Below are 26,215 nucleotides of genomic sequence, written 5' to 3' on the forward strand. Positions count from 1 at the left end.
ATGCAAAACACCCGAAAAGGAATATTGGTATTTTTAGTATTACTATTTCTATCTGTAAGCGCTACTTCTCAAAATCAGAAAAGTAGCGTTTCAGAATCGGATGTGGAACTAAAAAAATCGAAAAAAAGTAAGAAAAAGAAGGTCAAGTTACCTCAAATCGATTTAAGTAATTGGAAGGTTACTATACCAGAAGGTAGTGGTAAAGGAGGGGCCATAAGTGTAGCGCCGCCAGAAATATTAAATTATGCCACAAATAAGGAGCTAAAACCTTTTATGTACAATGATTCTACAAAAGGAGCCCTCACTTTCTATGCATACCCAACTTCGGCAACCACGGCTAATACGAAATATTCTAGGTCAGAACTAAGAGAACAAATGGTTCCGGGCGATGACAATGTTAATTGGACATTTGAGCAAGGTGGTACTTTAAGGGCAAAACTATCGGTTGATGAAGTTTCTAGAGATAAAAATGGTAAATACCATAAAGTAATTATTTTACAGATTCATGGTCGATTGACGAATGAACAAAAAGATTTAATAAAACAAAAAGATAATAACGCACCGCCGGTATTAAAAATATATTGGCAGAATGGGAAAATTAGAGTCAAAACAAAGAAGTTGAAATTTACCGATGTAAATGCTATCGGCATATTGCATGAAGAGGCTTGGACAGATGATGAAGGTTTCAATTTTGAACAAGAGGTAGGCTTCGGTAAGTTTCAGATTGAAATTAAAGTTACAGATGGCAAAATGGTAGTTTCGATGAATAAAACAGAATACGCCGTCTACGATGATTTTAATATGAAAAGATGGGGTGTTTTCGAAAATTACTTCAAAGCAGGTAATTATTTTCAAAGTAGAGATGAAGGTTCATTTGCCAAGGTCAGTTTTTACGAACTTGAAGTAAAGCATTAATAAGAATTTTATGATTGTAAATTATAAGTTACTTTTCGGTAAACCAGTAGTATTAAATTGCTTTTTTGCATTTATTGTAATGCTCGCTGCAACAAGCTGTAGTAATGATGCAGAAGTACCTGAAGAGGAAATAGTTGTAGAAGAAGTAATCGAAGAAAAAGAGGTTGAAGAAAATACCGAGACCGAAGAGGAAGTTGTGGTTGAAGAAGAACAAATTGAAGGTGTAGACTTTTTTTTGCCGAATATTGATTTAAGTAATTGGAAAGTTACATTGCCCATTGGTAGCCCAGATGAGGTAGAGCCACCAGAAATTATTGATTATGCTACTGATGAAAGATTAATGCCTTACATGTACAATGATTCTACAGATGGTTCCTTGGTGTTTTACACAACGCCTGGTTCGTCTACAGCTAATTCTTCCTATTCACGTACAGAATTAAGAGAGCAAATGGTACCAGGTAGTAATAGCACAAATTGGACTTTTACGGAAGGAGGTCGGATGAAGGGTACATTATCAGTGCCTGAAATTTCTTCAGATGCAGGCGGTAATTCTCATAGAACATTGGTTATGCAGATTCATGGTAGGCTAACTAATGAACAACGAGATTTAATAGGCGAAGATGATAATAATGCTCCTCCGGTACTTAAGATATATTGGCAGAAAGACCAAATTAGGGTGCTAACTAAGAAATTAAAAGATGTTGATGCCCCCGAAGAGGAAATACTGTATACAAATGCTTGGGAGGATAATGAAGGGTACACCTTTCCTGAAGTTATTGGAACTGATACATTTAATTTAGAAATCATTGCTTCCCACGGTAGGTTAGAGGTTATTTTAAACGAAACTGATACGGTTGTTTATGAAGATATTCATATGCAAAAGTGGAGCGTTTTCGAAAATTATTTTAAAGCGGGTAACTATTTACAAACCTTAGATGCCGGGGCATCTGCCATAGTTAAATATTACGAATTAGAAGTTACACATTAGTTTGTAAGATAAATATACCTAGTATAAGTAAGAGAGTTGTTTGATTTAAATTTGTTGAAAATGAGTTTGCCAGTCTTTTTTAGGGCTGGTAATCTTCATTAAAATAGGTTAATTAAGGCATGTGATTATCGTTGAAAATAAAACTTCTTATTTTAGCGTGTTAATATAACATTTTTGGTAAACAAATGCAGGGGACAATTTTCCTTTAAAACAAGATATATATGAAAATAGAAATCCTCACAAGGACAGAAAATCAGGAAATACAAAATGGGATTATAGAGCAGCTTAGAGATTTAATGAACAACAAAAATCTGGAGCCTGGTGATAAATTACCATCAGAAAGAATGTTGTCAGATAAATTTGGCGTAAGTAGAAGCAGTGTTCGGGAAGCAATTCAAAAATTAGAATTTTACGGTATTTTGGTGTCAAAACCTCAAAGTGGAACATTTGTAGCGGATATTGGTCAGGTAGCTATGAATGGTATGGTAAACGATATTTTAAGATTGGATGAGCCAGATTTTAAATCTTTGGTAGAAACGAGAATTTTGTTGGAACTGAAAACAGTAAAGTTGGCAGCTACAAAAAGAACCGAGGATGATTTAAAATTAATGAAAAGCGCTTTAGATGCTTACCGTGCAAAAGCTGAAAATGGCGAAGACGCTGTTCAAGAAGATTTATTGTTTCATTTGGCAATCGCCAGAGCTAGTGGCAATAGTACAATGAACACGTTTATGTTGATAATTACTCCTGAAATACTTACAAATTTTGAAAAATATCATGTCTGTGATAAAGACATGGCATTTAGGGGTATTGAAGAGCATCAAGATATTTTTAATGCTATTGAAAAACAAGACCCTCAATTGGCAAAAGCAAAAATGAAAGTTCATTTTAAGAATTTATACCAGTTTTGCTATAATATTTAGTAGAAAAATTCTATTTAAAACTAAATACTTAACTCAATATTTAAGAGCTAAAATTTATACGTTATTATTATTTACCTAATGAACAATTAAAATGGATAAAGAGCCCAAGCTATCAATTTGGAAAAAAATATTGGCGTTAGTATTAGCATTTGGCCCGGGTATCTTTGCTATTGGTTATACAATTGGTACGGGGAGTGTTACTTCAATGATTGTGGCCGGTAGTACCTATGGTATGCAACTTTTATGGGTGCTACTCTTAAGTTGTATTTTTTCTGGCTTATTAATGTATGCTTACGGAAATTTTGCTTTGGTTACTGGTGAAACTGCTTTGTATGCTTTTAAAAAGCATTTAAAATGGGGTAAGTTGATTGCTATTCTAATAATACTAGGTATTTCTTTTGGTCAGTGGAATTCATTAATGGGAATTCTAGGTATTTCAGCAAATATCATTTATGAGATATTCTTGATCTATTTTCCTAGCCTTGCGAATTTAAAATATGAGTCTGTTTTAGTAATAGCTATAACTGTTATTGTTTTGTTTTATGGACTGTTGCTGGTAGGTAAATATGCTTTTTTTGAAAAGATATTAGTCATTTTCGTAACTATAATGGGACTGTCCTTCATTATCTCACTGTTTATGGTTAACCCTTTGCCGATAGAGGTTATAAAAGGATTGATTCCAACTATTCCAAAAGTTGAGGGTGGGCAAATGATGGTTGCTGCATTTGTTGGTACAACAATGGCCGCGGCTACGTTTCTTTCTAGACCGCTTTTTGTAAAAGGAAAAGGATGGACAATTATAAACCGCCCCCAACAAAAGAAAGATGCGATAATAGCAGCAACACTTGTATTTTTCATAAGCGCTTCTGTAATGGCTGTAGCCTGCGGCGCCTTATTTCATCAGGGACAACCAGTGACGAAGGTGTTGGATATGGTGAATACTTTAGAGCCTGTGGCTGGTAAATTTGCCCTTACACTCTTCTTTTTCGGTACGTTAAGTGCAGGCTTATCATCTATATTTCCGTGTTTGTTAATTGCACCTATTTTGTTGGCAGATTATCAATCAGGTGAATTGGATACGAATTCAAAACAATTTAGAATCATAACGGCCATAGCTTGTCTGTTTGCTCTTATTGTTCCAATATATGGAGCTAATCCTATTCAAATGCAAATACTGTCACAGGTTTTTAATGTATTTGTTTTACCATTAGTGATATTTGGTATAATCCTCCTTATTAACAACAAAAAACTTATGACGAAGTACAAGGCGGGTATATGGCTTAATTTGGGTTTGTTTGCAGCTCTTTTCTTTTCTTGCGTAATTTCTTATAATGGAATAGTAGCATTATTGGATTATTTTTAAACTTCAGGTAATGTAGGTATCACTTTTCAATTTATCGAATCATTTTAAAATAAGATTAATAGTATCTTTGTCCCCTTTTAAAGAATTATAATGGGATATTAGCTCAGTTGGTTTAGAGCGCTGCCTTGACAGGGCAGAGGTCACCGGTTCGAATCCAGTATATCCCACAGTTTTAATCGATGTAAGATTAAATAATATCCAAAACACGTTCTAGAGCCATACCTCTAGAGCCTTTTATTAGAATACTTGATTTTGGTTTTATTTTACTCTCTGTTAAGTAAACTTTCAAATCATCAAAGTTTTTCAACTTTATAGATTTAGTACTAGTTGTATTAAAATTTTCACCTACTAATATTATTTTTTCAAAACTTAGGTCTAAAGCCAAATCGGCAATATGTTGATGTTCTTCCATAGCAGAGCCTCCCAATTCAAACATATCGCCAAGGATTAAAACTTTTTTATCTTTTTTTAAGGTGGCAAAGTTTTCTAATGCCACCTTCATACTTGAGGGGTTTGCATTATAAGCGTCAAGAATTATGTAATGTCCGTTTTTGTCTATTATCTGAGATCTGTTATTGTCTGGCGTGTAGCTTTCGATTGCTTTTTTAATTTCGCTTAAATCTACATTAAAATATTTTCCAATAATGATTGCGGCGCAACAGTTTGTAAAATTATATGTGCCAATAAGGTTAGATTTTAAAATTACCCCATCAGCTTCGATTGTAACGAACGGTTGGGCTTCTACTAACTTTATGTTATAATATTTGGAATTTTCAATACTGAAACCATATTTTTTGATGTACGTAGCAAGTTTTTTTAATTGTATGGAATCATCGGCATTTAAGAATATCGACTTTTTATTTGAAATTAAATAATCATATAATTCGCTCTTACCTTTTATAACACCATCAACGCCGCCAAAACCTTCTAAATGTGCTTTGCCAAAATTAGTGATGTAACCAAAATCAGGTTCGGCAATAGAGCATAAAAAGCTGATCTCTTTCTGGTGGTTGGCTCCCATTTCTACAATGGCAATTTCAGTATCTGGCTTAATACTTAATAATGTTAGGGGTACACCGATATGATTGTTGAGATTGCCTTTGGTCGCAATCGTTTTGTAGGTAGTACTTAAAACGCCATTTATTAGTTCTTTGGTAGTTGTTTTTCCATTACTACCGGTAAGACTTATAACTTGTGCTTTGCATTGTTTTCTGTGATAATTGGATAGCTGCTGTAAAGTGGTTAAAACATCATCTACGATTACTGTTCTGTTATCGATATAGTATTCTTCCTCATCTATAATGACCAAACTTGCTCCGCAGTCAAGTGCTTTTTGAGCATAAGTGTTACCGTTAAAATTCTCTCCCTTCAAAGCAAAGAAAATATCATTTTCTTTAATTTTTCTAGTATCTGTACTTACTGAAGGGTTTGCTAGGAAAGCTGAATGTAATTCTTGAATGTTCATAAAATCGAAGATAAAAAAAAGCCCCTTAAATAAGGGGCTTTTTTAATTTGTAAGGAAGAGAATTATTTTGCTTTCTTTCCTCTAACTGTTTTGTTTTTTGTTTTCGATTTAGAACCAACTCTAGACATTGCACATCTAAAACCAATATAATCGGTAGCCATATATTGTGGCAAGTATCTTCTTTGTGCTGGGTCTAACCAGTAAGCTCTATCTCTCCAAGAACCACCTTTGTAAACTCTTACTTCATCATTGATTAAAGTAGTTCTGTTGTTAGAAGAGTCGTACCCTTTAACAAGATTTCCTAATGAATCTCTTTCAACAGAATGTTTAGGCGAGTTATACATTTTTTTGCTTTCATCTTCCTCTTCACCATCGTTGAATCTATCATAGAATCTAGAAGAACCTGGGTCACCATCTCTATATCCTCTATTATCACTGGAAGAGAAGTTGGTTCTTAAATATGTTTCCTCTTCATCAACGGGTACCATTTTAATTTCACCTGGTAAGTTTACGGCAACTACTTTTCCGTTTGGTAACGTATCATAAACTATAGAATCTCTAAGAATATTCACTTTACCGTCTTCACCAATTGCAGTTTTCATGTATATGTTACCTCTGTAGTAGTTGAAATCACTTACTTCATCGTCAACTATTGGTCTGTAAACATCAGCTACCCATTCTGCAACGTTTCCAGCCATGTCGTAAAGACCTAAATCGTTTGGCTTGTAAGACATAACCTGAGCAGTGATATCAGCACCATCATCAGACCAACCTGCGATTCCGCCATAATCACCTTTACCTTGTTTAAAGTTTGCTAATTGATCACCTCTACCAACACGTTGTCCGTTACGAGTGTAATCACCTTCCCAAGGATATTTTTTTCTACCTCTGTAATTGTTGTATTCTCTTTGTCCAACTTGAGCCTGAGCAGCATATTCCCATTCAGTTTCGGTAGGTAATCTATATTCTGGCATTATAATACCACTACTTCTTTTTGCGAAAGTAGATGTACTATCTTTTTTCTGTTTTCCTTGTAAAGAATCAATTTGTCCGTTATATACAGATTCTGGTCTGTTTAAGTAAGCTTCAGTACTGAAAGTACCTTGAACCTCTCCTGTAGCTGCTTGATATTTAGCGTCTTCAGATAAGTATCCTTCTCTTTCTAACATAACTTCGTTTACACGGTCGGTTCTCCATTCTGCAAATTGAGTAGCCTGGATCCAGTTTACACCAACTACAGGATACTCTGCATATGCCGGGTGTCTCAGGTAGTTATTTGTCATGGTTTCATTGAAACCTAATCTGTTTCTCCAAACCAAAGTATCAGGTAAAGCGCCTACATAAATGTTAGTGTACTTTGGGTTCTCTGGAGGGTAGACACTTTTTAGATAATCTAGGTATTCCAAATACATTACATTGGTAACCTCGGTTTCATCCATATAAAAAGATTGAACATGCTGTGCTGTAGGAGTATTGTTCCAATCATGCATTACATCATCTTGTACTTTGCCTTTGGTAAATGTACCACCTTCAACAAATACCAATCCAGGAGCGGTTTCTTGCTCTTTAAAGTCGGTATTGTATTGAAAACCACCTTCCTTGGCATTTATCTTCCAACCTGTAGCTCTAGACGTATTTTTTCCAGATGAGGATTTAGAACAGCTACTTACTGTAAAACCTCCTACTAATACCGTGCATGAGAGTACAACTTTTATTAAATGTTTCTTCATAATTAGGACTTGAGTTCAATTTACACACACTATAGAAGTTTGGTAACTATAGATGTGATACTGTAATTTCTTTTAATTTGTTTGTCACTTTCGCTCAATAGAACGGTGTTTTTGTGAGATTATTTTACAATTGAAAATAATTTTAAAATTCTCATGGCGAACAGTCAATAATTTTAAGCTCGCTTTATTAGGTAAACGCTTAAAACAACTAATTAGTATGGTTTTTAGTAAATCTTTTAATAACGATAATTAACAGGTATCTGTTAGGAATTAATATGCCGAAGATGTTAGTATCGATATTGGAATCATAAAATGTTGTAAAAAACTTTAGATTCATGCAAGATAACGGGAAAATGTGCGTTTACATGTAAAATATTGAAGCCTGAAATAAGGTAATCCTTATATTTCAGCTTCAAAAATTAAAAGAACTATTCTAAAATGAGAAAAATTTCAATAATTTTCTTTGCATTAATAATCGGTAAAGTTTTTTCGCAAGAAGATCAGCGTGTAATTACCACGGCGGTACCGTTTTTAACCATTGCGGCAGATGCTAGGTCTGCAGGTATGGGAGATATGGGTGTAGCAACTTCTACAGATGCTTTTTCTCAACAATGGAACCCTGCTAAATTCGCTTTCGCAGAACAAAAAATGGGTATTGGTGTGAGTTATACTCCATATCTAGAAAGTATTATCACTGATATTTCTTTGTTGAATGCCAGTTTTTACAATAAATTAGATGAGCAGAGCGCTTTTGCCGTTAGTTTAAGATATTTTACTTTGGGTGAAATTGAATTAAGGCAATTTGCCAATGACCCAGGTACCATTGCAAAACCGAACGAATTAGCCTTGGACGGTTCTTATTCTTTAAAGTTAAGTCCGACTTTCTCAATGGCCGTTGGAGGAAGATATATAAGATCAAATCTTAAATTACCACAAAACGGAAGTGAAGATTCTCAGGCTGCAGGTTCATTTGCTGTAGATGTTGCTGGTTTCTATAGATCACGCGAAATAGCGTATAATAGTTTCGATGGTAGATGGAGAGCTGGTTTTAATCTTTCAAATATTGGAGGTAAAATTCAGTACGATGAAGGGGGGCAGGAGAACTTCTTGCCTAGTAAGTTAAGTGTTGGTGGTGGTTTCGACTTTATTTTAGATCAAGACAATGTAATAGGTATAACAACGGAATTTACTAAGTTGTTAGTGCCAACACCGCAAGATTTTGATAATGATGGAGATGTTGATGCCGCTGATAATGATATCTATCAAAATGAAAGCGGATTTAGTGGTATTTTTAATTCTTTTACTGATGCTCCAGATGGTTTTAGTGAAGAGTTAAAAGAATTTACTTGGGCATTAGGGGCTGAATATACGTATCAAGATGCATTCATGCTTAGAACAGGTTACTTTAATGAAAGTGAAGAAAAGGGATCAAGAAAGTTTTTTACACTTGGTGCAGGTTTTAAATTTAAAGCGGCACAAGTAGATTTATCTTACTTGTTCTCAACATCTCAAGTGAGAAATCCTTTAGAAAATACTCTTCGTTTTGCTCTTACATTTAATTTAGGTGAAGAGTTTTACAACGATTAAGACTTGATATAGATATATTTTAAAAAAAACCTGCTTTAAGCAGGTTTTTTTATGCGTTAACTATTTTTGTTCAATTATTATTAGTGTCAAGTATATATTTGTAGATTGAAAAATAAAACAAGATATGATCAGTCAAAAGAAGATAAGCTTTGAAATAACAGTGTATGATTCGGTAATCGAATTAAGTAATGATGATCAAAATCTAATGTCAGCAGCCGTAGAAGCTAGGAGTAGGGCTTATGCTCCTTACTCTAGTTTTAATGTTGGCGCCGCCGTTTTGTTGGAAAACGGCGAAATTATAGAAGGCAACAATCAAGAAAATGCATCTTATCCATCTGGGCTGTGTGCAGAAAGGGTGGCTATTTTTTATGCCGGGGCTAAATATCCTGGTATGAAAATTAAGGCAATTGCAATTACCGCAGCATCATTGAATCATGAAGTTAAAGAACCCGCTGCACCCTGTGGTAACTGTAGACAGGCAATTTCTGAATATGAATTTCGGCAACAAGAACCTATTAAAATCTTGCTTATGGGCGAGACTGGTAGTATAGTGGAGTGTGATTCTCTCTCAGATTTACTGCCTCTTGGCTTTAATAGTAGTTTTTTAAATTAAGAAAATCTGCAAAAAGTATTGTAAATAAACACGTTATATGGTTTATTTGTTAAGCATATAATTTCTGGATGGATTTACTTCTATTATTTTTATCGATTCATTTATATGTGTATTTTTGTTCTTCTTGGATACCTAGGTCATAATACCTCAGTTATCATAATAAAGATGTTAAACCTTTAGTTAAAATTGATGAAAAAAATCACCAAGGAAACGTATTTGAAATGGTATGCGGACATGCTGTTTTGGAGAAAATTTGAGGATAAATTGGCTGCTGTGTACATTCAGCAAAAGGTAAGAGGATTTCTTCATTTGTATAATGGGCAAGAAGCTGTTTTGGCGGGTGCTCTTCATGCAATGGATCTGACCAAAGACCGAATGATAACTGCATATAGAAATCACGTTCAGCCAATTGGTATGGGTGTTGATCCAAAAATGGTAATGGCCGAGCTTTATGGAAAAGTAACCGGTACTTCAAAAGGTATGGGTGGATCTATGCATATATTCTCTAAAGAGCATCGCTTTCATGGTGGTCATGGTATTGTAGGAGGGCAGATTCCTCTTGGTGCCGGTATGGCCTTTGGTGATAAGTATGCGGGTAGAGATAATGTTACCTTGTGTTATATGGGTGATGGTGCTGTAAGGCAAGGGTCTTTGCATGAGACATTTAACTTGGCTATGTTGTGGCAGTTACCTGTTGTTTTCATTTGTGAGAATAACGGTTATGCAATGGGTACTTCAGTTGAAAGAACTTCTTTTTCTACAGAAATATGGAAGTTAGGTTTAGGTTATGAAATGCCTTGTGGACCTGTTGATGGTATGAATCCTGTTACAGTTGCTCAAGAAATGAGTAAAGCTATTGAAAGAGCCCGTACTGGTGGTGGACCAACTTTCTTAGAAATGAAGACTTACAGATACAGAGGTCATTCAATGTCTGATGCTCAGCATTATAGAACCAAAGACGAAGTTGAAGAATACAAAAAAATCGATCCAATTACTCAGGTATTGGATATAATCAAAGAAAATAAATACGCTACTGAAGCTGAGATCAAAGATATTGACAAGAAGGTTAAATCTATGGTTAAGGAATGTGAAAAGTTTGCGGAAGAATCAGATTATCCACCAGTAAACCAATTGTACGATATGGTTTACGAACAAGAGGATTTTCCATTTGTTCAACATAAATTATAATTAGATGGCTATAGTAGTAAACATGCCCCGTTTAAGCGATACCATGGAAGAAGGTACCGTAGCTAAATGGTTAAAAAGCGTTGGTGATAAAATAGAAGAAGGAGATATATTGGCTGAAATCGAAACCGATAAGGCGACGATGGAATTCGAATCTTTTAATGAAGGTACTTTGTTGCATATTGGTATTCAAGAAGGTGATACTGCTCCAGTAGATAGTCTTTTGGCGATTATCGGTGACGATGGAGAAGATATTTCTGCTTTGATCAATGGCGGCGGTGCAACTGCTTCAGAAGAGGAATCTGCTGAAGAGCCTGTTGCTGAGAACTCTTCTGACGATGCAGAAGCTCCAGGTTCTGGCGAAATTCCTGAAGGAGTTGAAATCGTAAAGATGCCTCGTTTAAGTGACACCATGGAAGAAGGTACTGTGGCTAGCTGGTTGAAGAAAGTTGGTGATGATGTTGAAGAAGGCGATATTCTTGCAGAGATAGAAACCGACAAGGCTACAATGGAATTTGAGTCTTTCTATAACGGTAAATTGCTATATATAGGTATTCAAGAAGGTGAGTCTTCTCCTGTAGATGCAGTTTTAGCGGTTATAGGTCCAGAAGGAACAGATGTTGATGCCGTTTTAAGTAATAAATCTGGCGGAAGCAAAAAGAGCTCTGCTACCGAGGATAAAAAAGAAGATGAAAAATCTGCCGATACTACTGATAAGAAAGAAGTTTCTAAATCGGTTGCAGATGGTGAACGTATTTTTGCATCTCCTTTAGCTAAAAAAATAGCAGCGGATAAAGGTATAGATTTGGCTAATGTTTCCGGTTCTGGGGATAATGGCAGAATTACTAAAAAAGATATAGAAAATTATACGCCAAGTACAGCTGCAGCTCCTGTTGCTTCATCTAGTGCAAAGGCTGATAATGCAATTGCTTCTCAGCCGGTTTCTATGGCTTTGCCATCTGGTGAGGAAGGTACTGAAGAAGTTAAGAATTCTAATATGCGTAAGGCTATTGCCAAAGCATTGGGTAATTCTAAATTTAATGCACCGCATTTCTATCTTACAATAGAGGTGGATATGGATAATGCAAAAGCTTCACGTGCACAAATAAATAGTTTGCCTGATACCAAAGTATCATTTAATGATATGGTATTGAAAGCTTGTGCAATGGCACTGAAGAAGCATCCACAGGTAAATACTACTTGGAGTGCTGATGCTACAAAATTTCACAAGCATATTCATATGGGTGTTGCTGTGGCAGTAGATGAAGGTCTAGTTGTACCAGTTGTAAAACATGCTGATTTATTGGGCTTAACACAAATAGGTAGTGCTGTAAAAGATTTAGCGGGTAAGGCAAGAAACAAGAAGATTGCTCCATCTGAAATGGAGGGTAGTACTTTTACCGTTTCTAACTTAGGTATGTTCGGTATTCTTGAGTTTACAAGTATCATCAATCAGCCAAATTCAGCTATACTTTCCGTTGGAGCAATTGTAGAAAAACCAGTTGTTAAAAATGGGGAAATAGTAGTAGGTAATACTATGAAGTTGACTCTTGCTTGTGATCATAGAACAGTGGATGGTGCTGTCGGAGCACAATTTCTTCAGACATTGAGATATTATGTAGAAAATCCTGTTACTATGTTAGCGTAGAACATTGATTTAAAAATAGAATTAGAAAAGCATCCTTTCATAGGGATGCTTTTTTTTATCTTTATATTCTAAAATGGATAATATAATGAAACATATATATGTAGCTTTTTTTAGCTTTTTACTTTTAAGTTGTGGAAGCGCAAAAGTGAATCAGTCAACGGTGTTGAATCCTACGAATCCAAAAGGTGTTAAGGGTTCGGTTCTGCCTGTATCGAAAGATGCTGAATTGGAAAGGGTAAAGTCAAAAGTTTCTGCCAAGGCTTTGTCCGTTGATATAGAAGCAACCATGATTTTCTTGACGTCAGATGAATTAAAGGGTAGAGATACTGGGAGTGAGGGAATTGAAAAGGCTGCGGATTATATTCAAAATATGTTCAAGAACAATAACATTCTGCCTTATTTCACATCATATAAAGATACATTAGAGAATTATAATGACGGTGTAGCTTATAATATAGTAGGTTTTCTACCTGGGACAGATCCAGAACTTAAAAATGAGTTCGTGGTCATTGGCGCACATTATGATCATATAGGCTTGATTAGCGGAGGCGGAGATGATACTATAGCAAATGGTGCCAATGACAATGCATCAGGTACTACTACTGTTTTGGAATTTGCTAAATATTTTGGTGAACATAAAAAAAACAAACGCAGCATAATTTTCGCACTATTCACTGCAGAAGAAAAAGGATTGGTGGGTTCTAAGCATTTAGCTAAAACATTAAAAGATCAGAATATTAATTTGTATACCATGCTAAATTTTGAAATGGTTGGTGTGCCAATGATAAACAAAGATCATAATCTGTATTTAACAGGTTATGAATTATCTAATTTAGCAGAAATCAGTAATGGATATGCCAATAAAAATTTGGTAGGGTTTCTTCCAAAGGCAAAAGAATTTAATTTATTCAGACGTTCGGACAATGCGCCATTTCATGATGAGTTTAATGTGCCTTCCCAAACCTATAGTTCCTTTGATTTTACCAATTTTGGTGAGTATCATAAGGTAGGTGATGAAGCATCGTTAATGGATTATGATTTTATGGCTACAATTGTAAGTGAAACTGTACCAATGCTAGAAGGTATTATCAATGCACCGATAAAAGAAGTAAAGTATAACTAATGGAATACATTATAGTAACAGGTACCAGTAGAGGAATAGGATTTGAGCTAAGCAAATTATTGGCTGACGCTGGGTATAAGGTTTTAGCGCTTTCTAGAAATGCAGGACCGATTAAGAATCTTGATCATAAAAATATTGAGGCATTTTCTTTTGATGTTTCCGCTAAAGAAAGTAGAGATCAACTTTCTAAGTTTTTAAAAGATAAAAGTGCTAGTGTGTTAGCGCTTATAAATAATGCAGGTAAGCTTATAAATAAGCCATTTCTAGAAATAACAGAAGAGGAATTTAAGGCGGTATATGATGTAAATGTATTTGGCGTGGCCGCTGTTACAAGACTTGTTATTCCTTTCATGAGTAAAAGCGGTCATGTTCTTACCATTAGTTCAATGGGCGGTATTCAGGGTAGTGCTAAATTTCCGGGGCTTTCAGCTTACAGTTCTAGTAAAGGAGCGGTATTGACTTTGACGGAATTATTGGCTGAAGAATTTAAAGAAACTGGTCCGTCATTTAACGCATTGGCTTTAGGGGCGGTACAAACAGAAATGTTAGAAGAGGCATTCCCGGGTTATGAAGCTCCGGTAAGTGCAACAGAAATGGCAGAATATGTAATGGACTTTGCATTAAAGGGACAGAAAATGTATAACGGTAAAATATTGCAGGTTAGTAGTAGTACGCCATAATAATGCAGCAGACATTAGCTAAATATCTTCCAGAGTTAGCGGTTAGTCCTTGTTTTGAACTAATTAAGGATACTCAGGTGCATTTAAAAATCGTTAATGAGCGTGTAACTAGGCATGGAGATTATAGAAGAAGAAAAGACGGTAATCATCAAATAACGGTAAATGCGTCTTTAAATAAATATAGGTTCTTAATTACTTTAATTCACGAAATCGCCCATTTAATCGCATTTGAGAAATATGGTCATGGTATAAAGCCACATGGCCTAGAATGGAAAAAAACATTTCAACATTTAATGATTCCGTTTATTAGACCAGAGATTTTTCCATCGCAGTTATTACCGTTATTAGCTAGACATTTTAAGAATCCAAAGGCTAGTAGTAGTACTGATGCTCAGTTATCTATTGCTTTAAAACAATTCGATGAACAACAATCGGAAAAAACTTACGTTTACGAATTACCCATAGGGTGCGTTTTTCGCATTTATAGTGGAAAATTATTTAAAAAAGGAAATAAACGAACCAAGCGTTATGAATGTATAGAAATATCTACAGGAAGGATGTTTTTATTTCAACCAAATGCTGAAGTAGAATTAATAAAAAGCTGACATGAATAAAAATTATTATGCCGTTTTAATGGCAGGAGGAGTAGGATCGAGATTCTGGCCAATCAGTACAAGCGAAAACCCGAAACAATTTCATGATATGTTGGGTACAGGTGATACCCTTATTCAGAAAACGTTTCAAAGGTTGAATAAATTTGTACCTACCGAGAATATTTTAATTCTTACCAACGAGCGTTATAATGATTTAGTCTTAGAGCAATTACCTTTGGTGAAACAAGAGCAAGTAGTTCTTGAGCCTGCCATGAGAAATACAGCACCATGTATTTTATATGCTGCTATGAAAATTCAGAAAATGAATGAAGATGCGGTTATGATTGTGGCACCAAGTGATCACTGGATCGAAGATGAAGATGCATTTGCAAAAGATGTAACGGCGTGTTTTAAAAAGTGTGAAAAAGAAGATGTTTTGTGTACGTTAGGTATTAAGCCTTCTTTTCCAAATACCGGTTTTGGGTATATAGAGTCTAATAAAACGGATACTGCTTCAATTAAAAAAGTAAATCAGTTTAGAGAAAAACCTGATTATGAAACTGCAAAAGATTTCCTTGCTCAAGGTAACTTTTTGTGGAATGCAGGGATATTTATGTGGAGTGCAAAAACGATAGTCAATGCATTTCAAAATTTTCAGCCAAAGCAGTATGCACTATTTAGAGATGGTCTAGTATGTTATAATACAGACGATGAAAAGAAGTTTATCTCTGAGAACTATCCAAAGGCTGAAAACATTTCTATTGATTATGCCATTTTAGAAAATTCGAAAGCTATTTACGTTAAAGAGGCTACGTTTGATTGGAATGATTTAGGTACTTGGGGATCGTTATATGATAAGTTAGATAAGGACGACAATAAAAATGCTGTAGTAAATGCGAAAGTGTTATCGCAAGATGCTAGTGGTAACATGATAAGGTCTAAAGCCGGTAAGGTTGTTGTTGTAGATGGTCTTAATGATTATATCATAGTTGATAAAGATGAAGTACTTTTGATCTATCCAAAGACGAAAGAACAAGATATCAAACAGGTTTTAAATAAGGTGAAAGATACCTTTGGTGATGAATTCGCTTAATAAATATGGAGAACAATCTTAATCAAGATAATATTACCCCTACTAGTAATGAAGTTGGAGGTAGTGAAGAAGTAAAGAAAGATTTTCAAGGTCTTTTAGGTAGTGTAAAAAAGTTCCTCTCTGAGCTATTGGATATTAGAACCAATACAGATCAGCAAGCAACTAAAGAAGCTATTATAGCCGATATTCCTTTTAAGGGGCATACTTCTTGGATTTTGATATGTTCTATTTTTATTGCATCTATTGGTCTTAATGCCAATTCTACAGCTGTAGTAATCGGCGCAATGTTAATATCGCCATTAATGGGACCTATTTTAGGCATAGGGATGTCTGTGGCAATCAATGATATAGATACCTTAAAAAGATCATTAAAGAATTTTGCGGTAATGGTGGTACTTAGTGTCATTACCGCATATTTATTTTATCGTTTTTTCCCGCTTAGAGATGAGTCTTCAGAGCTTTTAGCTAGAACAGAGCCAGATATTAGAGATGTTTTAATAGCATTTTTTGGTGGTTTGGCATTAGTAATAGCCCGTGCTAAAAAGGGTACTATAGCCAGTGTTATATTTGGTGTTGCAATTGCAACAGCGTTAATGCCGCCTTTATGTACCGTAGGTTTCGGTTTGGCCATTGGTAATTTTGAGTATGCTACAGGGGCAATGTACCTGTTTATTATCAATACTATTTTTATAGCCTTAGCGACGTTTTTGGTGATTAAGCTCTTAAAATTCCCTATGGTTCGTTATGTAAATTCGCAACGAAGAAAGTTAATTGCTAGGTTGGCTTCTTTATTGGCTGTACTGGTAATGATACCAGCAGGATTTACATTTTATAGCGTTTTTAAAAAATCGTTATTTAATAGAGATGCAGAATCATTTATTACAGAGAAAATAGAACCATATCAATTTACCGGAGAAGGTAAGTTTCTAAGAGATTTTAGTGAGGTGGTTTATGATGATGAAGGTAATTCTAAAATTGAATTGTTCTTTATGGGTAATGAGGGTATACCAGAAAATGTAATTGCTACGTGGCGTACACAGATGGCAGATTATAAACAATTAAATGGTACTGAACTTGCCGTTGTACAGGGTTCTAGAAGCGATGAGGCAAATGAACTTAAATACGTAAATGAGTTATATGAATCTCAGAAAAGTATTCTGACCAGTAAAGATGAGAAAATACAGGTTTTAGAGACTGAGCTAATGCGTTTAAATCAAATTTCATCCAATCAAATCCCTTTTAAAGAGATTAGTCTTGAAGCAAAGACCAACTACGAAAACTTAGATCGAATTGGATATGCATATTTAATTTCGACAGATTTTACAAAGACGGATAGTATTCCCTTGTTTGAGGTCACTTGGAAAAAGGAAGCTAAAAGAGCCGAAACTGTTAAGGATATGGCTAAGATGCAAGAATGGTTGAGACTTAGATTGAATAATAAGAATATTCAAATTAAGGAAATGCCTAAAGATTAATTTTGTTCTTGTATATACATTTGGCGTACTTTCTTAAAAAGGTCAGATGAATACACAAAATTGGTTACCGCTTCGTTATCGGTTTTAAAGATTTCATTTTTAGTGCCTTCCCATTCTAAAAGCCCATCTTTAAGGAAAATAATTTTTTCCCCAATTTGCATTACAGAATTCATGTCATGAGTATTTATAACGGTGGTTATATTGTATTCTTCGGTAATTTCTTTAATGAGGTCGTCAATGACAATCGCTGTTTTAGGGTCTAATCCAGAATTTGGTTCATCACAAAATAGATATTTCGGATTCATCACAATTGCACGGGCAATAGCTACACGTTTTTGCATACCACCAGAAATTTCGGAAGGAAACTTATGATGTGCATCAACTAGATTTACTCTTTTTAAAACAGCATTTACACGGTCTTTCATCTCTGATTTAGACTGCTTGGTAAACATTTCTAGAGGGAACATAACGTTTCCTTCCACAGTCATGCTATCAAATAGCGCACTACCTTGAAATACCATACCCATTTCTTGACGCAAATCGCGCTTTTCATCATCCGTATGTTCCGAGTAGAGCTTACCATCGTATGCAATGCCACCATCTTCAGGTACGAAAAGACCTAATAGACATTTGAGAAAAACGGTCTTACCTGAGCCACTTTGTCCGATTACTAAATTGGTTTTTCCTTTTTCAAAGGTGGTGGTAATGCCCTTGAGAATATGAGCCTCGCCAAAAGATTTGTGTATGTCTCGTACCTCTATCATTATCCTAGTAAAAGTTGAGTTAAAATATAATTAAGAATGATGATTACAACACTCGTCCAAACAAATGAAGTTGTACTTGCCTTACCTACCTCTAATGCGCCACCTTTCATATAAAAACCATGAAAAGAAGGTACAGTAGCAATAACAAAGGCGAATATTAAGGTTTTTACGAACGCGTATGCAATATGAAATGGAACAAAATCTGATTGTAGTCCCATAGCAAAGTCCTCACTGGTTAAGAATCCGCCGAAAACGCCGGCCATCCATCCACCAAATATTCCTACATACATAGAAATGGCAATGGCAAAAGGATAAAATAACATGGCGATGATTTTAGGAAAAACTAAATAGTTCAATGAGTTTACGCCCATAACCTCCAAAGCATCTATTTGCTCTGTAACACGCATTGTACCAATACTAGAAGTAATATAAGAGCCTACCTTACCTGCCATGATAATAGAAACGAAAGTTGGTGCAAACTCCAGAATAACCGACTGGCGCGTTGCGAAACCAATTAAGTCTCTTGGTATTAACGGGTTGGTAAGGTTAAGTGCTGTTTGTATGGCTACAACGGCACCAATAAAAAAGGAGATAAATATGATAATACCTAATGAGCTAAAAATCAACTCGTCTATTTCCTTGAATATAAGTGACTTCATTATTCTCCATTTGGTAGGTTTTTTGAAAACCTCACGGATCATAATTGCATAGCTTCCTACAGATGCTAAATAGTTCATTTATTAAAAATAAAATTCTTACCGTAAAAATAACAATAAAGGACTTGATTTAACCTCGGTTTAATCTTTAAAGGTGTAAATTATTTACATTTGTGCTACAATCCTATCTCAATGAAAATGAAAAATTATTTTGTTGCTTCTTTGTTAGTAAGCACCATGTTATTTGTAGGCGTATTAAGCGCTCAAAAGAAAAATAAGCAAACCGGCAATGACAATCTTTTAAGGGTAAAGCCTAAAATGGTGGTAGGTATTGTTGTAGATCAAATGCGTTATGATTATTTAACTCGTTTTTATAATCACTTTGGAAACGACGGATTTAAAAGACTTGTTGAGCAAGGTTTTAATTGTAAGAATAATCATTTCAACTACGCACCAACTAGTACAGGGCCTGGGCACACTTCGGTGTATACAGGTACTACGCCTGCGGTACATGGTATTATTGGTAATTATTGGTATGATAAGAAATTAGATGCCAGTGTATATTGCGCAAGTGACGATACATATACTTCTGTTGGTACAACTGCAGATGCGGGTAAAATGTCTCCACATCGTATGGGTGTTACGACCATAACGGATGAAGTGCGTTTAAGTAACCAAAAGAAAGGCAAAACTATTGCTATTGCGTTAAAGGATAGAGGTGCAGTGTTGCCTGGTGGACATACAGCTAACGCTGCATATTGGTTTCATGGCGCAGATGAAGGTAATTGGATAACAAGTTCATTTTATATGACGCAATTGCCTAAATGGGTAAATGATTTTAATTCATCAGGCACAGCCCAATCATACAAAAAGGTTTGGAATACTTTAAAAGATATAAAAGAGTATAAAGAGAGTGGAACCGATAATAATTTGTTTGAAGGTAAATTTGAGGGAGAAGCAACCACTACCTTTCCCCATAACCCTGCAGAACTTTTAGATAAAAATAAAAGTTTTGATATCATTAAGGCAACACCTTATGGAAATTCGTTAACTGCTGATTTTGCTATTGAAGCATTGAAGCAAGAGAATTTGGGTAAGGATGATATTACAGATTTTCTTGCAGTAAGTTTTTCAAGTACAGATTACGTAGGGCATATGTTCGGTGTAAACTCAAAAGAGATTCAAGACACCTACTTGAGATTAGATGCTGACTTGGCAAGACTGTTCAAGGCATTGGATAAGAATGTGGGCGAAGGGGAGTATACCCTGTTCTTAACTGCGGATCATGGTGCTGTAGAGGTGCCAACCTATCTAAAAAGTGAAAAAATACCTTCTGGATATGTGGACACAGCTGCTAATAAAAAAAGATTAAACGAGTTTTTACAGTATAAATATGGTACTGAAGATATTATTAAAAACTATTCTAATGATCAAATATTCTTGGACCATAAAATAGTAAAGAATTTAGATCTTAGTTTGGCAGACGTACAAGTTGAAATAGCTCAAGAAGTTTTGGGTTATGATGCAATAGATAGGGTGTATACTGCAAGTCAAATGTGGAGCAATGAATATACATCAGGTATTCCTTATATACTTCAGAATGGGTATAATCAAAAGAGATCTGGTGACGTGTTGGTAGTTTTAAAACCAGGTTATATTACATACGGTACAACGGGTTCTACACATGGATCCCCTCAAATATATGATACGCATGCACCGTTATTGTTTTATGGTAAGGGTGTAAAATCTGGGTCAACGGTTAACAGAACAGAAATACCAGATATCGCGCCAACTATTTCGGCTTTGTTGGGTATATCTTTTCCAAATGGTACAACTGGCAAACCTATAACCGAGGTGATAAAATAATATGGATGACAGGCGCATAGGTATTTTTGACTCAGGTATTGGAGGAACATCTATTTGGGGAGAAATTCAAGAACTTTTACCCTTAGAGAATTGTATTTATTTGGCAGATAGCAAGAATGCACCTTATGGAGAAAAACCAGGAGAAAAAATTCTAGCGCTCAGTATAAAGAATACTGAATTCTTGTTGAGCAAGGGTTGTAAATTAATAGTCGTTGCCTGTAATACGGCAACGACCAATGCAATAGATTATTTAAGGGAAAATTACAACGTTCCCTTTATAGGTATAGAACCTGCAATAAAACCTGCGGCTATAAATTCAAAATCCAAGATTGTAGGTGTATTGGCTACAAAAGGAACCTTGTCAAGTAGTTTATTTCATAGTACTTCTAAAAATCATGCAGCAGGTATTACCATATTGGAGCAGCGAGGCACAGGCTTGGTTGAAATGATTGAAAACGGTCATCTTGAAAGTGAAGAATTGTACCTTCTCTTAGAAAGTTATATGATGCCAATGCTAGAAAAAGGAATGGATTATCTGGTATTAGGCTGTACGCACTACCCATATCTTATTCCGTTATTGAAAAAAATGTTGCCAGAAAATGTTACTATAATAGACTCAGGTCAGGCAGTGGCAAGACAGACTAAATCAGTGCTGGAGCAAAATAATTTATTAACCAATTCCAACGAGTTGGGTACGCATCAATTTTTCACTAATGGGGATGAGAGAGTGCTAGCTTCCATTTTAAGTCCGGCAAAAGTCAAACATTCTGTATCCTTTAAAGATTTTTAAGGGCTGTTTCTTTTTTTAAGTATGTTAAATAGGTGAAAGAAAGCTTATGCTTTTCATCTGTTGGATGAAATTCTTGTTTGGTAAGCATCCAATAATTCTCATCTATTTCGGGAAAGAAAGTATCGGCATCTTCAAAAGAACCATGAACTCTGGTAAGCTCAATTTTGTCAGATTCTTTTTCACCTTGCTTATATATTTCTCCACCTCCAATTATAAATGCAATTTCGTTTTCAACTAAATCTATAGCTTCGTCAAGAGAATGAACCACTATACATTCATCGAATTCAACACTGTAGTCCTTGTCTCTGGTAATAATTATGTGTGTTCTGTTTGGTAACGGCTTTGGAAAACTCTCATATGTTTTTCTACCCATTATAATTTTGTGCCCAGAGGTTAATTTTTTAAACCTTTTAAAATCATCTGGTAAATGCCAAAGTAGATCATTGTCTTTGCCTAATGCATTATTTTCTGCAGCGGCCGCTATCATTATAAGTGTTCTCAAAGCAATTTATTTTTAGGTTCTTCCTTAATTGATAAAGGTGGTGTTATTTCTTGTTCAATTTCTTTCTCCATTTCGGCAATGCGTTTTTTTTGCTTCTCAACCAATTTCTCTCGTTGAGCGCGCTCCCAATCGGTGCCCATGAATTTATTGGTAATAAAAACATTGAAAATATGAAGCACAAATAAAAAGCCCCAAAAGGTAATTGCCCAAACGAACCAATTATATTCTTGTCCGTATTTTAATATTTTATTGATAAGGACCAAGAAGACGCTACCTACCAAAAAGACTACAAAATGCGTATAAAGACGTTTCTTTTGTTTCACTCTTTTTTGAGCGTTCTCTAAAAGCTCATGCTGTTCTAAATCTAATTTGGAGGTGTTTTTGTTTCTAGAAAACATTCGCTGCCTATCTTTGGTATAAATATACAGCAATTGTAGTATACCCTATAACCAATGGAAAAAATTAGAAAGGAATTCCCAGTATTACGAAAAGGTATTTATGCGAACACCGCAGTGTATGGTTTGCTATATGATTCTTTATTAGAATGGCGTCAAGAGCATGATTTAGATTTTCTTATAGATGGTAGCGATATGCGCGAAAAGTCTTTAAAAGTAATATCAGATACACGTTCTACCATTGGTAAGTTTTTTAATTGCAAACGACAGAATGTTGCATTAGTCAGTAATTTTTCATCAGGACTCAATATTTTGCTAGAAGGATTGGATGAGGATAAAAAGGTATTACTTGTAGAGAATGATTATCCTTCTCTTAATTGGAGTTTTGAAAATAGAGATTTTGAGGTGTCTTATATAGCACAGACAACTGATTTAGAAGAGCGAATTAAAGAAGCCGTATCCAATCAAAAAATTGATGTCCTTGCCTTGAGCTTGGTGCAGTGGTTAGACGGATTTACAATTGATTTGGATTTCTTGAAGGAATTAAAAAAAGATAATCCCAAATTAATTATCATGGTAGATGGTACCCAGTTTTGTGGTAGTGCTAGTTTTGATTTTGATAATTCTGGAATTGACGTTCTGGGAGCTAGTGCGTATAAATGGTTATTGGCTGGTTATGGTAATGGTTTTATGTTATTCTCAGATCAAGTTAAGAATGAATTTGCCATAAATAATATAGGTTTTAATGCGGCAGATGGTGATTTCGGTAAAAAGGATGAAATTAGGTTTGCCAAGAAATTTGAACCTGGTCATTTATCTTCATTGATTTTTGGAAGCTTAAAGTATTCTATTGATTTCTTTGAAAGAATAGGGATGGATAAGATTACGACACATAACCGTAGGTTGGCAAAGAAGGCAAAGTCTGAATTTGAAAAATTAGGTCTGTTATCTGATGAAATTAAAAATAGAAAAGAACATAGTACCATTTTCAATATTAAAGCGGATGACGCTACTTTTCAAAAATTGAAAGATAACGATGTATTTTGTGCACAACGTGGTAATGGTGTAAGGTTAAGTTTTCATTTCTACAATACGGAAGCAGAGATAGATGCCATTGTTAAAATTTTAAAAACAAGCTAACGGTATTCGTAATAAAGAATTTTTTTATCCTTAAATTTTGTTGTGCATCTATAAAAAGGATAATTATTAAGGATTTGATAAAAATGCCTTAAGTATTGTAAATGAGTGTTTTATTGTGCTAATTTTGCTTAAAATATTAAATTTAATATCATGGCAATTGCAAAAAAATATTTAAAGACTAAGCCAGTTTGTAAGGTTACTTTTACAGTGGCTACAGACGATGCAAAGAAAGTAGCTGTAGTAGGCGATTTCAACAATTGGAATGCTAAGAAGAGCGCTTTAAAAAAACAAAAGAACGGTACTTTCAAAGGAACATTTGATCTGCCAAAAGAGAATTCTTTTGAGTTTAAATATATTGTAGATGGTGAGTATGTAAATGATGGTGAAGCTGATCGTTACCAATGGAATGATTTTGCTGGTTCTGAAAATGCTGTTTTAGAATTGTAGAATAATCATACTGATATAAAACAAAAGCCTGCTATTAAAAATAGCAGGTTTTTTTATGAGATTTATGTATCTAAAAATCAAGATTTTTTAAATACACAATTTTTATATCCATGCGCTTTAGATTCGTACTCTGTGGTCATTTGCAGTCCAGATTCATTGGCTAACCATGAAATGATTTCGTCATCATATTTTTGTGAAATTTCTGTGTGTATGGTTTCCCATTGGTTGAAATTAACCGTTAAATCAAGTTTGTCAATTTTTACTGTTTGTTCAATCTTAGAGACTAAGTAACTTTTAGCAGATCCTGTTTCTGGGTTGTACACTTCCCAATGTAAAAAATGGTCTAAGTTAAAATCTGCATTAAGCTCTGTATTTATTCTAGCAAGAACATTTTTATTGAATGCTGCAGTAACACCTTCTTGGTCGTTATATGCATCTAATATGGTCTGCGGATTTTTCTTTTGGTCAAACCCCATAAAAAGTAAATCGTTCGATTGCATTAGTTTTTGAATATTATTCATGAAACCAACTGCTTGATCGTGTTCTAAATTACCAATATTAGACCCTAAGAATAAAATGATTTTTCTGTTCTTACGGTTATTAATTTCTTTTAGCGCTTCAAAGTAGGTGCCTTGAAAAGGCTGAACATTAATTTTTGGTAATTCTTTTTCAATAGAATTATGAAGTTGGTTCAACGCATTGTCACTAATATCTATAGGCACATATGTGAAATCTATATTCTTGTTGCTGAATTCTTTCAGTAAAATTTTAGTCTTTTTACCATCTCCTGCTCCAAGTTCTATTAAATCAAAGGAACCAAAACCGGTGAACAATTCGGTAATTTCTTCTTTATTACTTTCAAGGATTTCATACTCACAATCAGTAAGATAGTAAGTTGGCATCGCCATAATGTCTTGAAAAAGCTTATCACCTTTCTTATCGTAAAAATATTTTGAGGAGAGGTGTTTAGGGGAATCGGTTAATCCAGAATAAACCTCTTTTTCAAATTCAGTTGAAACAACCGGTACTGTTTTAGTGTCTTGCATAATTAGTATGTCGTAATTATTTGGCTAACCTTATTCCGGTAAACTGCCATTTTAAATCTGTTGGGAAAAAATTGCGATAGGTATGTCTAGCATGTTTACTAGGTGTGGCTATGGAGCTTCCTCTAAGAACTTTCTGGTTGACCATGAACTTGCCGTTGTATTCGCCTAATGCCCCATCTACTTTTTTGTAATTAGGGTAGGGTAGGTACGCACTTTCGGTCCATTCCCATCGTTGTCCCCAATTGAAAAGATTCTGTGCGGCTTCCCATTCAAATTCGGTAGGCAGGCGACATCCTTTAAATTGAGCAAAGGCAAATGCTTCAAAATAAGAAATATGGGTAACAGGGGCTTGCAAATCAACTTCAGTCAATCCTTTGAGACTATAATAATGCCAAACTCCATCAATTTCGTGCCAGTACAATGGCGCGTTTACTTGATTTTGCTGAACCCAATCCCATCCAGCGGCATGCCAAAGGTCAAAACGTTTGTAACCATCCGATTTTATGAATTCTATATATTCTGCATTGGTAACTAGTTTGTTTGATATTTGATAATCATGTAGGTATACCTTGTGTCTTCCTAATTCATTGTCAAAACAGAATTCTGTTGAATCATGACCTATTTCATAAATACCTTCGCTCATGGCTATCCAACGTTGAGGGTCTTTCTCAATAGTATATTCCTCAAAAGAGTCCCTGTATTTCGGTAAAAGCGGATTGTTGCCTAGAATATATTTAATATCCGTCAGTAATAATTCTTGGTGTTGTTTTTCGTGGTGAATCCCTATTTCAAGAACTTCTAATAGTGTTTGGTCATTATTTGATTCTAGTAATTTGTTCATTGCTTGGGTTACGTAGCTACGGTATTCATAAACCTTTTTTACTGAAGGTCTAGAAAGGTTGCCACGGTCGGCACGTACAACTCGTTTACCAACGGTTTCATAGTAGCTATTGAATACAAAAGAAAAATCTTCATCAAATATCTGGTAAGTTGTATCGTAGTTTTTTAAAATGAATTCTTCAAAGAACCAGGTAGTATGCCCTAAGTGCCATTTTGGTGGTGAGACGTCTATGATAGGTTGTACCACATAATCTTCAATTTCAAGAGGTTTGCAAATAACCTCGGTATGCGCTCTAGTTTCTAAAAAGAAATCTATGAGCGTATCAGTACTAACCATAAGAACAATTTTATTGAAAGATAAATAAAATTGAGCAACCGGTTTTAACCT

Annotated in this window: 25 protein-coding genes and 1 tRNA gene; 18 read left to right on the forward strand and 8 right to left on the reverse strand. The window is 35.0% G+C overall.

Annotated elements, in window-relative coordinates:
• The 5 genes from SJY30_RS18065 (at position 1) to SJY30_RS18085 (ending at position 4,356) form a co-directional block, all read left to right on the forward strand.
• Positions 1-915 (forward strand): polysaccharide lyase family 7 protein, encoded by a 915-nt coding sequence (locus SJY30_RS18065; protein WP_396633490.1) that lies wholly within the window; start codon positions 1-3, stop codon positions 913-915.
• 10 nt (positions 916-925) lie between these two features.
• Complete coding sequence (locus SJY30_RS18070) at positions 926-1,903, forward strand: polysaccharide lyase family 7 protein (protein WP_396633491.1); 978 nt, start codon at positions 926-928, stop codon at positions 1,901-1,903.
• A gap of 221 nt (positions 1,904-2,124) precedes the next feature.
• On the forward strand, positions 2,125-2,826 hold the full coding sequence (locus SJY30_RS18075) for a FadR/GntR family transcriptional regulator (protein WP_396633492.1): 702 nt from the start codon (positions 2,125-2,127) through the stop codon (positions 2,824-2,826).
• Between the two features lie 91 nt (positions 2,827-2,917).
• Complete coding sequence (locus SJY30_RS18080) at positions 2,918-4,189, forward strand: Nramp family divalent metal transporter (protein WP_396633493.1); 1,272 nt, start codon at positions 2,918-2,920, stop codon at positions 4,187-4,189.
• Positions 4,190-4,281: 92 nt separating this feature from the next.
• Positions 4,282-4,356 (forward strand) — tRNA-Val (locus SJY30_RS18085).
• Between the two features lie 20 nt (positions 4,357-4,376).
• Here SJY30_RS18085 and murF read toward each other — a convergent pair.
• The gene (murF, locus tag SJY30_RS18090; protein ID WP_396633494.1) at positions 4,377-5,654 is read right to left on the reverse strand and encodes a UDP-N-acetylmuramoyl-tripeptide--D-alanyl-D-alanine ligase; all 1,278 of its coding nucleotides are present in this window, start codon (positions 5,652-5,654) and stop codon (positions 4,377-4,379) included.
• Positions 5,655-5,716: 62 nt separating this feature from the next.
• Positions 5,717-7,384 carry a gliding motility lipoprotein GldJ gene (gene gldJ / locus SJY30_RS18095; RefSeq protein WP_396633495.1) on the reverse strand — a complete coding sequence of 556 codons (1,668 nt, stop codon included), beginning with the start codon at positions 7,382-7,384 and terminating at the stop codon, positions 5,717-5,719.
• A gap of 438 nt (positions 7,385-7,822) precedes the next feature.
• Between gldJ and porV the strand changes: the two genes are divergently transcribed.
• The 9 genes from porV to SJY30_RS18140 all read left to right on the forward strand — a co-directional run bounded on the left by porV (position 7,823) and on the right by SJY30_RS18140 (position 17,381).
• On the forward strand, positions 7,823-8,971 hold the full coding sequence (porV, locus tag SJY30_RS18100) for a type IX secretion system outer membrane channel protein PorV (RefSeq protein WP_396633496.1): 1,149 nt from the start codon (positions 7,823-7,825) through the stop codon (positions 8,969-8,971).
• Positions 8,972-9,098: 127 nt separating this feature from the next.
• Positions 9,099-9,584, forward strand: a complete 486-nt coding sequence (cdd, locus tag SJY30_RS18105) for a cytidine deaminase (RefSeq protein ID WP_396635342.1) — start codon at positions 9,099-9,101, stop codon at positions 9,582-9,584.
• Between the two features lie 189 nt (positions 9,585-9,773).
• The gene (gene pdhA / locus SJY30_RS18110; RefSeq protein ID WP_396633497.1) at positions 9,774-10,772 is read left to right on the forward strand and encodes a pyruvate dehydrogenase (acetyl-transferring) E1 component subunit alpha; all 999 of its coding nucleotides are present in this window, start codon (positions 9,774-9,776) and stop codon (positions 10,770-10,772) included.
• Between the two features lie 4 nt (positions 10,773-10,776).
• Positions 10,777-12,417, forward strand: a complete 1,641-nt coding sequence (locus SJY30_RS18115; protein ID WP_396633498.1) for a 2-oxo acid dehydrogenase subunit E2 — start codon at positions 10,777-10,779, stop codon at positions 12,415-12,417.
• Positions 12,418-12,502: 85 nt separating this feature from the next.
• Entirely contained in the window at positions 12,503-13,540 is a 1,038-nt protein-coding gene (locus tag SJY30_RS18120; RefSeq protein ID WP_396633499.1) for a M28 family metallopeptidase, read from the forward strand.
• Entirely contained in the window at positions 13,540-14,220 is a 681-nt protein-coding gene (locus SJY30_RS18125) for an SDR family NAD(P)-dependent oxidoreductase (protein ID WP_396633500.1), read from the forward strand. The genes SJY30_RS18120 and SJY30_RS18125 overlap by 1 nt, the downstream gene beginning before the upstream one ends.
• Before the next feature lie 2 nt (positions 14,221-14,222).
• On the forward strand, positions 14,223-14,825 hold the full coding sequence (locus SJY30_RS18130; protein ID WP_396633501.1) for a SprT-like domain-containing protein: 603 nt from the start codon (positions 14,223-14,225) through the stop codon (positions 14,823-14,825).
• Position 14,826: 1 nt separating this feature from the next.
• Positions 14,827-15,906 (forward strand): mannose-1-phosphate guanylyltransferase, encoded by a 1,080-nt coding sequence (locus SJY30_RS18135; RefSeq protein WP_396633502.1) that lies wholly within the window; start codon positions 14,827-14,829, stop codon positions 15,904-15,906.
• Positions 15,907-15,911: 5 nt separating this feature from the next.
• Complete coding sequence (locus SJY30_RS18140; protein ID WP_396633503.1) at positions 15,912-17,381, forward strand: DUF389 domain-containing protein; 1,470 nt, start codon at positions 15,912-15,914, stop codon at positions 17,379-17,381.
• Here the strand turns inward: SJY30_RS18140 and SJY30_RS18145 are convergent.
• Together SJY30_RS18145 and SJY30_RS18150 are read right to left on the reverse strand one after the other, a co-directional pair.
• Entirely contained in the window at positions 17,378-18,145 is a 768-nt protein-coding gene (locus tag SJY30_RS18145; protein ID WP_396633504.1) for an ABC transporter ATP-binding protein, read from the reverse strand. The genes SJY30_RS18140 and SJY30_RS18145 overlap by 4 nt on opposite strands.
• Complete coding sequence (locus tag SJY30_RS18150) at positions 18,145-18,882, reverse strand: MlaE family ABC transporter permease (protein ID WP_396633505.1); 738 nt, start codon at positions 18,880-18,882, stop codon at positions 18,145-18,147. Before SJY30_RS18150 ends, SJY30_RS18145 begins: the two co-directional genes overlap by 1 nt.
• A 111-nt stretch (positions 18,883-18,993) precedes the next feature.
• Here SJY30_RS18150 and pafA point away from each other — a divergent pair, with 111 nt between their 5' ends.
• Both pafA and murI read left to right on the forward strand, forming a co-directional pair.
• Positions 18,994-20,667, forward strand: a complete 1,674-nt coding sequence (gene pafA / locus SJY30_RS18155; RefSeq protein WP_396633506.1) for an alkaline phosphatase PafA — start codon at positions 18,994-18,996, stop codon at positions 20,665-20,667.
• A 1-nt stretch (position 20,668) separates the two neighbouring features.
• Entirely contained in the window at positions 20,669-21,457 is a 789-nt protein-coding gene (murI, locus tag SJY30_RS18160) for a glutamate racemase (protein ID WP_396633507.1), read from the forward strand.
• On the opposite strand, the gene SJY30_RS18165 is transcribed toward murI, so the two are convergent.
• Both SJY30_RS18165 and SJY30_RS18170 read right to left on the reverse strand, forming a co-directional pair.
• The gene (locus tag SJY30_RS18165; protein ID WP_396635343.1) at positions 21,444-21,944 is read right to left on the reverse strand and encodes a dihydrofolate reductase; all 501 of its coding nucleotides are present in this window, start codon (positions 21,942-21,944) and stop codon (positions 21,444-21,446) included. The two genes, murI and SJY30_RS18165, sit on opposite strands and share 14 nt — an antisense overlap.
• A gap of 11 nt (positions 21,945-21,955) precedes the next feature.
• On the reverse strand, positions 21,956-22,357 hold the full coding sequence (locus SJY30_RS18170; RefSeq protein ID WP_396633508.1) for a 2TM domain-containing protein: 402 nt from the start codon (positions 22,355-22,357) through the stop codon (positions 21,956-21,958).
• 54 nt (positions 22,358-22,411) lie between these two features.
• On the opposite strand from SJY30_RS18170, the gene SJY30_RS18175 reads away from it, so the two are divergent.
• Together SJY30_RS18175 and SJY30_RS18180 are read left to right on the forward strand one after the other, a co-directional pair.
• Positions 22,412-23,494 carry an aminotransferase class V-fold PLP-dependent enzyme gene (locus SJY30_RS18175; RefSeq protein WP_396633509.1) on the forward strand — a complete coding sequence of 361 codons (1,083 nt, stop codon included), beginning with the start codon at positions 22,412-22,414 and terminating at the stop codon, positions 23,492-23,494.
• A gap of 150 nt (positions 23,495-23,644) precedes the next feature.
• Complete coding sequence (locus SJY30_RS18180; protein WP_396633510.1) at positions 23,645-23,941, forward strand: isoamylase early set domain-containing protein; 297 nt, start codon at positions 23,645-23,647, stop codon at positions 23,939-23,941.
• A gap of 77 nt (positions 23,942-24,018) precedes the next feature.
• Here the strand turns inward: SJY30_RS18180 and egtD are convergent, their stop codons facing one another.
• Together egtD and egtB are read right to left on the reverse strand one after the other, a co-directional pair.
• Positions 24,019-24,987 carry an L-histidine N(alpha)-methyltransferase gene (egtD, locus tag SJY30_RS18185; RefSeq protein ID WP_396633511.1) on the reverse strand — a complete coding sequence of 323 codons (969 nt, stop codon included), beginning with the start codon at positions 24,985-24,987 and terminating at the stop codon, positions 24,019-24,021.
• 16 nt (positions 24,988-25,003) lie between these two features.
• Complete coding sequence (egtB, locus tag SJY30_RS18190) at positions 25,004-26,164, reverse strand: ergothioneine biosynthesis protein EgtB (protein WP_396633512.1); 1,161 nt, start codon at positions 26,162-26,164, stop codon at positions 25,004-25,006.
• Positions 26,165-26,215: the final 51 nt, after the last annotated feature.

Origin of the sequence: Maribacter sp. R86514, from assembly GCF_044597005.1 — a bacterium.
Lineage (GTDB): Bacteria > Bacteroidota > Bacteroidia > Flavobacteriales > Flavobacteriaceae > Maribacter.